The 12,259-nt window shown below is 51.9% G+C and carries 12 protein-coding genes; 4 read left to right on the forward strand and 8 right to left on the reverse strand.

Annotation, left to right across the window (positions count from 1 at the left end; all coding sequences use genetic code 11):
• Positions 1 to 2: 2 nt before the first annotated feature.
• Together ACOQH0_RS02815 and ACOQH0_RS02820 are read right to left on the reverse strand one after the other, a co-directional pair.
• On the reverse strand, positions 3 to 620 hold the full coding sequence (locus tag ACOQH0_RS02815) for a response regulator transcription factor (protein ID WP_134349524.1): 618 nt from the start codon (positions 618 to 620) through the stop codon (positions 3 to 5).
• Positions 621 to 805: 185 nt separating this feature from the next.
• Positions 806 to 1,192: a VOC family protein gene (locus tag ACOQH0_RS02820; RefSeq protein ID WP_109081912.1), complete on the reverse strand. Its 387-nt coding sequence runs from the start codon at positions 1,190 to 1,192 to the stop codon at positions 806 to 808.
• A gap of 88 nt (positions 1,193 to 1,280) precedes the next feature.
• Between ACOQH0_RS02820 and ACOQH0_RS02825 the strand changes: the two genes are divergently transcribed.
• On the forward strand, positions 1,281 to 1,883 hold the full coding sequence (locus tag ACOQH0_RS02825; protein ID WP_008501342.1) for an ATP-dependent Clp protease proteolytic subunit: 603 nt from the start codon (positions 1,281 to 1,283) through the stop codon (positions 1,881 to 1,883).
• A 74-nt stretch (positions 1,884 to 1,957) separates the two neighbouring features.
• On the opposite strand, the gene ACOQH0_RS02830 is transcribed toward ACOQH0_RS02825, so the two are convergent.
• The 4 genes from ACOQH0_RS02830 to ACOQH0_RS02845 are packed head-to-tail and all read right to left on the reverse strand — an operon-like array spanning position 1,958 to position 6,704.
• The gene (locus ACOQH0_RS02830) at positions 1,958 to 2,671 is read right to left on the reverse strand and encodes an HAD family hydrolase (RefSeq protein ID WP_421511486.1); all 714 of its coding nucleotides are present in this window, start codon (positions 2,669 to 2,671) and stop codon (positions 1,958 to 1,960) included.
• A complete protein-coding gene (hypF, locus tag ACOQH0_RS02835) occupies positions 2,664 to 5,042 on the reverse strand; it encodes a carbamoyltransferase HypF (RefSeq protein ID WP_421511487.1) in 2,379 nt (792 codons plus the stop codon). The genes ACOQH0_RS02830 and hypF overlap by 8 nt, the downstream gene beginning before the upstream one ends.
• Positions 5,014 to 6,051 carry a hydrogenase expression/formation protein HypE gene (hypE, locus tag ACOQH0_RS02840; RefSeq protein WP_421511488.1) on the reverse strand — a complete coding sequence of 346 codons (1,038 nt, stop codon included), beginning with the start codon at positions 6,049 to 6,051 and terminating at the stop codon, positions 5,014 to 5,016. The genes hypF and hypE overlap by 29 nt, the downstream gene beginning before the upstream one ends.
• On the reverse strand, positions 6,048 to 6,704 hold the full coding sequence (locus tag ACOQH0_RS02845; RefSeq protein WP_421511489.1) for a cysteine hydrolase: 657 nt from the start codon (positions 6,702 to 6,704) through the stop codon (positions 6,048 to 6,050). Before ACOQH0_RS02845 ends, hypE begins: the two co-directional genes overlap by 4 nt.
• Positions 6,705 to 6,784: 80 nt before the next feature.
• On the opposite strand from ACOQH0_RS02845, the gene ACOQH0_RS02850 reads away from it, so the two are divergent.
• Positions 6,785 to 7,675, forward strand: a complete 891-nt coding sequence (locus ACOQH0_RS02850; protein ID WP_421511490.1) for a LysR family transcriptional regulator — start codon at positions 6,785 to 6,787, stop codon at positions 7,673 to 7,675.
• A 108-nt stretch (positions 7,676 to 7,783) separates the two neighbouring features.
• Positions 7,784 to 8,905 (forward strand): JmjC domain-containing protein, encoded by a 1,122-nt coding sequence (locus ACOQH0_RS02855; protein ID WP_421511491.1) that lies wholly within the window; start codon positions 7,784 to 7,786, stop codon positions 8,903 to 8,905.
• 100 nt (positions 8,906 to 9,005) lie between these two features.
• Here ACOQH0_RS02855 and ACOQH0_RS02860 read toward each other — a convergent pair whose 3' ends face one another.
• Entirely contained in the window at positions 9,006 to 10,421 is a 1,416-nt protein-coding gene (locus tag ACOQH0_RS02860; protein WP_348557121.1) for a PLP-dependent aminotransferase family protein, read from the reverse strand.
• A gap of 176 nt (positions 10,422 to 10,597) precedes the next feature.
• Here ACOQH0_RS02860 and ACOQH0_RS02865 point away from each other — a divergent pair, with 176 nt between their 5' ends.
• Positions 10,598 to 10,759: a DUF1127 domain-containing protein gene (locus ACOQH0_RS02865; protein WP_059312683.1), complete on the forward strand. Its 162-nt coding sequence runs from the start codon at positions 10,598 to 10,600 to the stop codon at positions 10,757 to 10,759.
• Positions 10,760 to 10,845: 86 nt separating this feature from the next.
• Here the strand turns inward: ACOQH0_RS02865 and ACOQH0_RS02870 are convergent, their stop codons facing one another.
• Positions 10,846 to 12,234, reverse strand: coding sequence for a PLP-dependent aminotransferase family protein (locus ACOQH0_RS02870; protein ID WP_421511493.1), 1,389 nt, complete (start codon positions 12,232 to 12,234; stop codon positions 10,846 to 10,848).
• Positions 12,235 to 12,259 lie beyond the last annotated feature (25 nt).

Here is a 12,259-nt window from a genome sequence, read left to right on the forward strand (position 1 = left end):
CGTTACTCCGCAGGCTGGCTTTTGGTCAGGCGCTCAACGGCCCTGACCAGCTCTGCCACGGAGCGCACCTGCATTTTCTCCATCACGCGGCGGCGATGCACTTTCACCGTGATCTCGCTGACGCCCAGCTCGGCGGCAATCTGCTTGTTCAGCATGCCGCTAATCGCCAGCGTCAGCACTTCGTGTTCGCGCGGCGTGAGGGACATATGCCGCTGCTTCAGGGCGTAGTGCTCTTTATTGCGCACGGCGTTGTGTTCCGCCAGCCGAAGCGCGGATTCAATGGCGTCGATAAGCGCGGCGGATTCAACGGGCTTGGTGAGGAATTCGTAAGCGCCGCCCTTAATGGCGCGCACCGACATCGGGATGGTGCCGTGGCCGGTGAGGAAAATAATCGGGATCTCGCGCCCGCTGTCTTTGAGCGCGTCAGCCACCTCAAAGCCCGAGATGGCGGGCATTTGCATGTCGAGGATCACGCACGACGGCAGCTCCTCAAACCGGTGTTGAAGAAATGCTTCTGCCGATGAAAAGCCGATGGCGTTTAAGTCTGCCGATTCCAGCAGCCCGATTACGGACTGCCTGACTGCGTCATCGTCATCAACCACATACACAATGTGTTCCATTCACCGCCCCGGTGCTGATTTACATGTCGAGGATGCAAACAGTCCCGACGCTTACGTAAGAGACTGTTTATGCTGACTTTCATCTTAACACATTAACTATCATTATCATTTAACAATATGATAACCGTATGAAGATGAAGTATAGCGAGCCGTAGCAGGGGCGGTTAAGGAACGAAACGCTGATTTTATGCACCGACAAGCTCAATGCGGTTGCCGTCCGGATCCGCGATCACTGCTTCATAGAAGCCGTCCCCGGTCATGCGCGGGGCGCTGAGCAGCGTGCCGTTTGCCTGTGCCCGCTCGGCCATGCCGTCGACCTGCGCTTTGCTGCCGACGTTGATGGCGATATGCGCCCAGCCGATAAACTCCGGGTGGGCAGGGGCGTCGGGCAGATCCGGCAGCGTCATCAGCTCGATGGTCGGCCCGTTATCCAGCGTAATAAAGTGAGATTCGAAACCGGGACGATTTTTACTGACGTAGCGTTCGTTACTGCGGCCATTAAAAACCGTTTCCCAGAACTGAACCTGTGCGTTCAGGCTGCGGGTCCAGAGTGCGACATGTGCAATATTCATATGCTCCCTCGTTATTTGTCTGTGAGGACTTTGATCGGTAAAACAGGCTACACTCTGGTTTTGAGCGCTACAAGCTGAGGAAATAACAATGCACTACACACTGAAAGAAAGCGACAAGGATAAAGCGGAAGGGTCAAACGGCGCGGGCGCTCTGCAGCAAAAACTGCTGGAGTCCCGTTCGATTGTGATCTCCGGTGAGATCAACCAGGAGCTGGCGCAGAAAGTCATCACCCAGATGATCCTGCTGCAAAGCGTTAGCAACGATCCGATCAAGCTGTACATCAACAGCCAGGGCGGCCACGTGGAAGCGGGCGATACCATCCACGACTTCATCAAATTCATCCGCCCGGAAGTGCACGTCATCGGCACCGGCTGGGTGGCGAGCGCCGGGATCACCATCTTCCTGGCGGCGAAGAAAGAGCACCGCTACTCGCTGCCAAATACCCGCTTTATGATCCACCAGCCGCTGGGCGGCGTGCGCGGTCAGGCGACGGATATTGAGATCGAAGCGCGCGAGATCATCCGCATGCTGGATCGCGTGAACAAGCTGATCGCTGATGCCACCGGCCAGCCGCTGGAAAAAGTGAAAAAAGACACCGACCGCAACTTCTGGATGTCTCCGGCAGAAGCGTTGGACTACGGCATCGTGGGTAAACTGATTACCCATTATGACGAGCTGAAGCTGGATTAAGGTTTTATCCATCTGTAAGCCTAAAAGTTCTTGCTCCCTGTTCAAGGGGAGCAAGAATAATCCAAAGCATGTCGCTACTCGCCAGACTCAATAAATCTTTCTGCAACTAATACGTGCCCCGGGCACAATGAAATTGCGGCGTTACTATCCATACGAGTTAATACCTCGACTCCTGTGAAATCAGGGATAACGCACCTGGCTCCATTAGCAACCAGTTCAATCCCACCTATTCCAACGCAACAGGTGCCAGCACTCACTGCAGAAGTCACTCCACTCCTTGAATCTTCAAAAACAATGATTTTCTCAGGTGGCGTTGAGAGCCGTTCTGCTGCAAGTAGGTAGGGATCAGGTGAGGGTTTACCTTTTTTAACATCATCACGCTCAACAATAACCGAAATACAGCGTTGTACCCCTAGCATGGCAGTTACACGATCAATTTTCTCTCTCCACCCGCTAGTCACTATACCAATGCGGATTCCAACTGAATCAAGTGAAGTAATTAGCTCTGCAACGCCCGGAATAGGATTATATTCGGCTGTATTCTCAACATGAATAATGTGTGCCTGAATTTGTCTCTGCGATTCAAGAGGCAGGTCACGAAAAAGCGCCTGGATAGTATGAGGTCCCGGCTGTCCGTGTATGTGCTTGATAATATCGTCTTGAGAAATTGTCTTGCCAAATATTTCCGCAGCCTCTCGCCAGCCTCTTTCAATGACTGAGTTGGAATCAATAAGCACGCCATCCATGTCAAATAATACGGCCGAAAAAGTATTTACGTATTCACACATGCTCGATCTCCCTGACATCAATATCTTTTGTCTGTAATTGCCGCATCGCCACAACAATTTGTCCTAGTGATATACCCCCATCGTTGGTGGGAACAGACTGGTGGAAATAAGGTATCAGGCCAGCGGCATGTAAACCTTCCACAGTATTAAGCAAGATGAATTCATTTAAAAATACACCTCCGCTTAATACGACCTGTCTTGTTGCGGCTACTTTTGATAAGTGCATACATACGGAGATGATCATGTCCACAATCGTGGAATGAAAACGCCTGCTCAGTAGGGGGAGATTAGGCACCGTTGTAGTAAGCTCAGAAACTAATTCCCTTATCATTGGACGATAATCTACTTCCATATGACCATTTCTTTCATGAATGCAATATGAAAACGGTTGTGACATGTAGAGATCGCGATTCAGTAAGGCTTCAAGCTCAATAGCAGCTTGTGCTTCATATTCGACATACGAGCAAATACCTATTAACGCTGATATGCCGTCAAATAACCTGCCCATACTACTGGTTTTGGGGGAGTTGAAATGTCTGGCAGCCATTTTTGCGTACACGCTAAGCTGCTGAACCGACAATGCGTCAAGCGCAGGAAGGTTAACGCCCTCGATATGTTCTCCGTACAATGTTGTTAACAAAGATACAGCAACCCTTATAGGCTCCTTAACAGCCTTGTCTCCGCCCGGAAGAGCGAATGTACGAAGGTGTGCTGCCCTTAAGAAGCTTTTTTCATCACCGGTAAGAAATTCTCCACCCCAGATGGTGCCGTCTGTTCCATATCCCGTACCGTCGAAAATTACGCCGATAGTTTTACCAGAAAGCCCATTTTCTGCCATGCATGACACCATGTGTGCGTGGTGATGCTGTACCTGAATAACTTGTAGCTTTGATTGCTTTAGTGCATTACGTGTAGATCGAAAAGAAGGATGCAGATCGCAGGCTATTGCATCAGCGCTTGTGCCAAGCAATTTTTGCAGATGGTTTACACATTCGATATGAGAATTGAAAGTTTGGTCATTTTTTAAGTCGCCAATGTGTTGACTGATGAAAACCTCTTTACCCTTCGCGATACTCACCGTGGTCTTTAATTCAGCACCTAGTGCAATAGTCTTACCTACGTCAAACGGCAAATGAACAGGATAAGGAGCATACCCGCGCGAGCGTCGAATGAAAGAAAGGTGGCTATGTCTTCCCTCTGCTAACGACATAACACGAACGACAGAGTCATCAACACGTGTATGTATGTCGCGATCGTTGAGAATAAAATAATCAGCAATGTCACCTAATTGTTCTATTGCACTAGCATTATCACAAACAATAGGATGGCCAGAGCGATTCCCGCTCGTCATCACCAGTGCTGGCATTCTCGGGTCGCTAAGTAAAAGATATTGAAGCGGGGTTGAGGGTAGCATTACTCCAATACTGGGATTATGAGGCGCAACAGAGTTTGCGAGCATATTGTGTCGCTTTCGTAGCAGTACGATTGGTCGCTGTGAGCTTTCAAGAACTTCTTGCTCCTGCACATTTACATAAGCAATACGTGATGCACTCTCACTGTTTAAGAGCATCACCGCGAAAGGTTTAGAGTCTCTGCGTTTACGTTTTCTTAATTCCTGAACAGCAGTATCGTTACTTGCATCGGTGACGAGATGGAATCCACCTAAGCTTTTCACGGCAATAATAGCGCCTTCTTGTAACCGTGCGAGGGAGTAATCGATAATATTATCGGTAACAATTGTTGAGCCGTCACGTTGAGTTAATTGCAATTGTGGTCCACATTCGGGACAAGCATTTGGTTGAGCATGATAGCGACGATCTTCAATATCATTATATTCATGCTGACATGCGCTACACATAGAAAAGGCACGCATTGTGGTTTTTTCCCGATCGTAAGGCATCCCTTTAATGATGCTATACCGTGGTCCACAGTTCGTACAATTTGTGAACGCGTATTTATATCGCCTATTATTTAGTGTGTTCATTTCTTCCAGACAGTCACTGCAAACATTTGAATCTGGAGGAATAATAGTATTCATGTTGCTGAGGAGATGACTTTCACGAATGTTGAACTCGTTATACCGCTGCTCGCTATTTTCTCGTTGTACCTCCTGAACACTGATAATTTTGGCCATAGGAGGAGGACTTAATATCAGTTCGTCAAGGAAACGGGTTATATTATCTTGTGTTGCTTGTATTTCAATCAATACGCCTTCCGAATCATTAAGGACCCAGCCTGTAGCATCAAATAACTGTGCCAGGCGATGAACAAAGGGCCTGAATCCGACCCCCTGGACGATGCCACATACGCGATAACGCCGTATTAAAAGGTCATCGAATTTATTAACAGAGTCGTGGGAGTTCAGCACCATAAAGTTCCTCAATTGTTGACAGTGTTCCATCTGGCTCAAGCATGGTGACTTTTTGCTCAATGGTTGGAAGAACTTCGCCGACAATAGCCGCATTTTGGCCGAGCGGGTGGGCCCATAAAAGCGCAAGCGCCTCATCTGCGCTATCTGGCTCAACGAACAAGCAAAGACAACCTTCGTTAGCAAGGTTTATTACATCCACTCCTAGCATATTGGCAGCCATTGCTGCTTCAGGCTGTATCGGCAAGGATTGCTTCTCACAACGTATCTCACTTCCGGAAGCTCGGGCATGCTCATGGAGAACGGCAGATAATCCGCCACGCGTAACATCCCTCATGGACGCTATTTTTCCAGCGGGAAGATTATTGAGCAGGGATCGAATCATATGGTTGAGAGGTGCGCAATCGCTCAGAATATTTCTTTCAAATCCCAGACCTTCTCTGATAGATAAAAGGTGAATAGAGTGGTTTCCAATGTACCCGCTAAGAATGATTTTCTGTCCTGGACGTACATTTTTGATTGAGACCGACGGATTTTCGAATACACCAATGCCTGCGGTATTGATAAACAACTGATCGGCTTCACCTTTACCTACGACTTTAGTATCCCCTGCTACAATTTTAATATCGGCCGCTTTAGCTGTTTCACGCACTGATTCAATAATCTTGATCAGGTCTGACATGAACATGCCAGCTTCAATGATCAGACTGAGCGTCAGATAAAGCGGTTTTGCTCCGCTTACAGCGAGATCGTTGACGGTACCACATACCGCAATTTTTCCTATGTCGCCATTGCCGTAGATGATCGGCGTTACGACAAAAGAGTCTGTAGTGAATGCGAGCTTTCGGGAAGGTAATTCCAGCAGTGCACTGTCTTCCATTGTTCCAAGGTAGGTGTCTCCCAGAATATGCGCTATCAACTCAACCAATTCACGACTTAATCGAGCACCAGTACCATGATCCAGCACGACAGTCTCTGTTGTGTTACCTTCAATTTCTAATAAGTTGCTCATGATCCTCTCCTTTCACTACGTTCCGGAAGATCGTCATGTTTTTCCAACAAAGAAAGGATCTCAGAGGAGGATGCGACAGTAGCGCAATAACTTGAAAGCCATTCCAGAGCACGGGCTGTATCTTCTGAGGAAGGTGCGAATACACAGTCTTCCGGGACCCAAACGTTGTATCCGCGAAAAAATGCATCTGCTGCAGTTGTTTGTACGCAAACATGGGTTTGCAAACCCGTCACGATGACCGTTTTGATTCCGAGTTCCTGTAGCGTCTCATCAAGGCTATTGTTGAAGAAACCACTATCTCGACCTTTTACAACGATAAGATCTGATGAATGGCATATGCTACTAATAATTTGATTTTCAGGTCTTCCGGCTAAAGCGGGAATGCCCGCAGCGCGGTTTTTATAGCGACGTTGAACCGCTGGATCGCTGGGGTCATTTATGAGTTGCAGATGAATTACTGTTTGATTTTGTTTTCTCACACCTTCTAAAAAGTCATTGAAAGCTGTCAACTTTTGCACGAGTTCTTCTTCAGAATGTGTAATCTTATAAGTGAACTCATACTGCAGATCGTCAGTCAGTACAGCAACATTAGGCATTTTTATATATTCCTTTATATTCATATTATGAATTGAAAAACTCTTACTGCCAGACACTGTTTCCTCTTTGGCAGGTATTTTTTATAATGTGTTTATGACGTGTTCTTGTAAAATTCCATTTTTTCAGGGTTTGATAAATGAAAGGAATCGATATCAAGTTGTTACGGGCGTTTGTAACACTTGCAGAGCAGGGGAGTTATCATCGCGCTTCGCGGTTGTTGTTTTTGACGCAACCTGCGTTATCAAAGCAGATAAAAATGTTAGAGATGCTTATTGGCGGTCCTCTTTTCACCCGCGGTCGCCATGGCGCAATGTTAACTGAGCCCGGCCATCAGCTTTTTTTAAAGGCAAATGAGTTACTGAAGATTCACGCTGATTTTTTGAATTATGCCAAAAAGTTATTTAAAGATAGCCATGGAAAACTTATGCTTGGTTTTGGGATTTCAACTTTTCATACAGTACCATTATGGATAAATACCTTCCGGAATAAATTTTCGGAGTGTGAGGTAAATATAAGCAATCTCCCGTCAGGTGTGCAGCGTAAGATGCTACTTGAAGGAACGCTTGATATCGGCTTCTTCCGGATGCCAGCTGGCAATGAGTTAACCTCAAGAGTGCTGTACAAAGAAAAGTTGATTCTGGCTATACCAACATCTTATAAAAACGACATTAAACATATCCGTGATGTGCTATCTCAGTATCCTTTATTACAATTGACGCCAGCTGTTGGCCCATGTCTTGCAGAACAAACTACTCAGTTTCTCCTTACCAACCAATTAATTGCTGACCCTGTCTCGGTAACAGATGATATGCCAACTCTGCTGGCATTGATCGCGGGGGGAAATGGAGTCGCTTTTTTACCTGAAAGCGTGAGGCATTTTTCACCAGAAGGAGTAAGACTTATTGTACCTGACCTGGAATCACTGTACTGGGAAATTTGTGTGGCGTGGGATCCTAAAATAATCAGTCCATACCGGGATGAGTTTTTACGCATCGTTGAAGCGCATACGGGAAAAGATTTGATGTGATCTCCAAATTCCGTCCGTTGAAGAGTCTTCGACATTGACCCATGACAAGGCAGTTTTATGCGCTCTCTTCCATAATCGCGCCTGTTTCCCCTCTCACTGGTGCTACCCATGGCGTATCAACTGAACCTGAACTGGCCGGAATTTCTCCAAAAATACTGGCAAAAACAACCCGTAGTGCTGAAAAATGCCTTCCCGAATTTTGTCGATCCGATTACCCCGGACGAGCTGGCAGGGCTGGCGATGGAGCCGGAAGTCGATAGCCGTCTGGTGAGCCATTTCAACGGCAAATGGCAGGCCAGCAATGGTCCGTTTGAGCACTTTGACGATTTGGGCGAAACCGGCTGGTCGCTGCTGGCGCAGGCGGTAAACCACTGGCATATGCCCGCGGCGGAGCTAGTGCGTCCGTTCCGCGTCCTGCCGGACTGGCGTCTGGATGACCTGATGATCTCCTTCTCCGTGCCGGGCGGCGGCGTGGGCCCGCATATCGATCAGTACGACGTGTTTATCATTCAGGGGATGGGCAGCCGCCGCTGGCGCGTGGGCGACAAGCTGCCAATGCGTCAGTTCTGCCCGCATCCGGCGCTGCTGCATGTCGATCCGTTTGAGCCGATCATCGACGAAGATCTGGCCCCGGGGGATATCCTCTACATCCCGCCAGGATTCCCGCACGACGGCTTTACCCATGAGACTGCGCTTAACTACTCCGTTGGCTTCCGCGGGCCGAACGGTCGCGATCTGATCAGCAGCTTCGCCGATTACGCGCTGGAAAACGATCTGGGCGGCGAGCACTACAGCGATCCGGATCTGACCTGTCGCGAGCACCCCGGCCGCGTGGAGCAGTACGAGCTCGATCGCATTCGTCAGATGATGATCGACATGATCAGCAAACCAGATGATTTCACGAAGTGGTTCGGGAGCTTTGTTTCGACGCCACGCCACGAGCTGGATATCGCCGCCGCCGAGCCGCCGTACGCGCCGGAAGAGGTGCTGGACGCGCTGCAGGGCGGCGAAACGCTGTCTCGCCTGAGCGGCCTGCGCGTGCTGAACATCAACGGCAGCTTCTTCATTAACAGCGAACAGCTGGAGACGGTAGACGCGAAGGCGGCGGATGCGCTGTGCCGCTACACCGAACTCGGCCAGGCTGAGCTGGGCGATGCGCTGAATAACCCGGCGTTTGTTGAAGAGCTCACCGGGCTGATTAACCAGGGGTACTGGTACTTCGACGAGTAGTGGAGCCTGTTGCCCGGTGGCGCTGCGCTTACCGGGCCTACAACGGCGGTTTTCTCCCTCTCCCTGTGGGAGAGGGTCGGGGTGAGGGCATCGGGCCGCACTACTCCTCCATCGCAATCACAATCGCTTCCCCCATCTTCTTCAACGCCTCGCGATTTTTGTCCGTCGGCGGCAGTGCCACGTTGATCCGCAGACAGTTGCGGTACTTCCCGGAGGCGGAAAACAGCGACCCGGCCGCGGCCTGAATCTTTAGCCGACACAGCTGCTTGCTGACGCACACCATGTCGACCTTCTCCGGCAGCTCAATCCACAGCAGGAAGCTTCCCTGCGGGCGCGTGACGCAAATCTCTGCCGGAAAATACTGCCGCACCCAGCAGGTGTAGGTTTCCATATTCTGCTGATAAATCTGGCGCATGCGGCGCACGTGGCGATGGTAATGGCCGTCGCGGATAAACGCCGCCACCGCCATCTGCGTGCCCGGCACGTTAAACCCGCCCGCAGCGTATTTCATGTGCATCACCCGGTCGTAATAGCGCCCCGGCACAATCCAGCCGACGCGCAGGCCCGGCGCCACTGTTTTGGTAAACGAGCTGCAGAGGATCACGCGGCCGTCGATATCCATCGAATGAATGGTGCGCGGGCGCGGGTACTCCGCCGCCAGCTCGCCGTAAATATCATCCTCAACAATTACGATATCGTGCCGCTGGGCGAGGGATAAGACCTGCTTTTTCCGCGCTTCCGGCATGATAAACCCGAGCGGGTTATTGCAGTTGGGCACCAGGATCACCGCCTTGATAGGCCACTGCTCCAGCGCCAGCTCGAGCGCCTCGATGCTGATCCCGGTCTCGGGATCGGTGGGAATTTCAATCGCCTTGATATCGAAGCCGCGCAGCATCTGCATGGTGCCGTGAAACGACGGCGATTCTACCGCCACGATATCTCCCGGTTTGCACACCGACAGCAGGGCAATCGACAGCGCGCCGTGGCAGCCGTTGGTGATCACAATCTCGTTTGCCGCGACGGTGGAGCCGCCGTCCAGCATCAGGCGGGCGATCTGCTCGCGCAGCTCCAGCCGCCCGTCAAGCACGTCATAGCTTAGCATCTCGCCCGGGTTATGCTGCGCAATGCGGCTCATCTCGCGCCACAGCGGCTTCAGGCTCGGCTGGTTAATGTCCGGCGAGCCGCCGCCGAAGGAGATCATCTCTTTGTCGGCGCGGGCGTCCAGCAGCATCATCACCTCATCCCACTGGGTCACGTCCACGGGGCGCTGCACCGGGCGCGTCATGGCCGGAACAGGCGGCTGGGCTTTACGCTGCGAAACAAAATAGCCGGAGCGCGGCTGAGGGGTGATCAGCTGGAGATTTTCGAGGATCTGGTAGGCCTGCTGTATGGTGCTGATACTCACGCCGTGCTCCTGGCTCAGCGTGCGTACCGACGGCAGACGTTCGCCGCTGCGATACAGCCCTTGTTCGATACGTTCCGCCAGAAGGTTGGCCAGATGTTGGTAGCGCGTCATGCTGTATCCTTTGTTTTCACCATACAGATTATTAAACCAGTACAGATTGATGGGTAAACCGCCATGCAGATACCGTTTTAGCGGATCTGTATGGTAAACAAAAGCAGTTTTTGAATCTGTATTGTACGGGCCGTTTTCCGTGATGATAACCCCACTGGTACAGCGAGGAGAGCATCATGGAATTCTACGAGAATCGTTCAAAACGTCCGTTTATCGTGTTTATCTGGATCGGCAAAACGATCTGCAACTGGTATCGCATCAACCGTACCCGCCGCATTCTGAGCCAGATGAGCGACGAGCAGCTCAAGGACGTTGGGTTGTCGCGGCATGATGTATGAGCCGCGTCATCGCCCGGTGGCGCTACGCTTACCGGGCCTACGGGATCGAGTAGGCCCGGTAAGGCGAAGCCGCCACCCGGCGATGTTCAGCTCAACAGCTCAAACGTCTGCCGCTTCGGCCTTTCCAGCAAATCCAGCGCCTCCTGATACGACCGCACGTTGTTATAGCCCATCACCAGCCCGTAGCGCTTCCCGGACCCGCGATACCACTCCGAAAGCGCATTGACCTGCAGCTGCTGTTCCTGCCAGCAGCGCGCCACGTCCCGGTCGCCGCTTCCTCTGGTGAGAAACGCCACGATATGCATCCCGCCGTCGTTTTGCTCGGTGAAAAACAGATCGCCATACACCTCCTGCAGGGCGGCAATCATCCAGTCGCGGCGGGTCTGATACAGGGCGCGCATCTTCTTCAGGTGACGAAAGAAATGCCCTTCGTTGAGAAACGCGGTGAGGATCTTTTGCGTCAGCACCGGCTGGCCGCTGGTGGTTATATCCGCGCAGTCGGTAAAGGCCCCGACGGTGCTGGCGGGCATCACCACGTAGCCCATGCGCAGCGACGGCATAATGGTTTTACTGAAGGTGCCCATAAAAATCACCCGGTCGTGCAGGTCGAGGCTTTTTAGCGACGGCAGTACCTTGCGGGTGTAGTGAAACTCGCCGTCGTAATCGTCTTCGATAATCCACGCCGCGTTCTGGCTTGCCCAGTCGAGCAACTGCTGCTTGCGCGGCAGGGAGAGCGTGACCGCCAGCGGGCTCTGGTGTGACGGGGTGACGATGGCAAAACGGGCGTCGCGATGGTGACGGAGCAGGTATTCCGTGTCGATGCCGCTGCGATCGACCGGCACGGTGTGCAGGCGTGGCACGATCCGCTTGAGCAGCTGCTGGCCCATAAAATAGCCCGGATCTTCAAACACCACCTTGTCGCTGCGGCTGGCTAGCGTGTCGAGGATCAGCCGCAGGCTGCCGCTGTACCCGCTGGTGATCAGTACCTGCTCGGCGGTGCAGGAGAGCCCGCGGGAGATGTTGAGATAGCTGGCGATGGCCTGGCGCAGCGGATACCAGCCCAGCACCGGCGGGTTGAGCATCTCCTCCTGACGCATGGCGCGCGTCGCCTGGCCTGCCAGCAGCAGCCATTTTTTATACGGAAAACTGTCGAGGGCAGGGATGCCGGGACGCAGAAATCCAGCCCGTTCCCGCTGGCTGATGAGCGATGCCGGGAGCGTGCCGGTGGGCTGTTCCGCAGGGGCGTTCTGCGCGGGCAGCAGAAGATCCGGATTCACCCGCGTGCCGCGCGCGCCCTGGCTCACCAGATACCCTTCGCCCGTCAGAATGGCATACGCCATTTCGACGGTTTTACGCGCCACCTTCAGCTCTTCCGCCAGCACGCGGATGGCGGGCACCTTATCGCCCGGCTTCAGCACGCCGCGCGTGATGTTGTCGCGATAGCGGGAATAAATCTCGTGATAGCCCGGCTTCATGTCCTACCTCGTTTCACGCTTTTTG

This window comes from Enterobacter sp. JS8-1 (assembly GCF_049187015.1).
Lineage (GTDB): Bacteria > Pseudomonadota > Gammaproteobacteria > Enterobacterales > Enterobacteriaceae > Enterobacter > Enterobacter mori.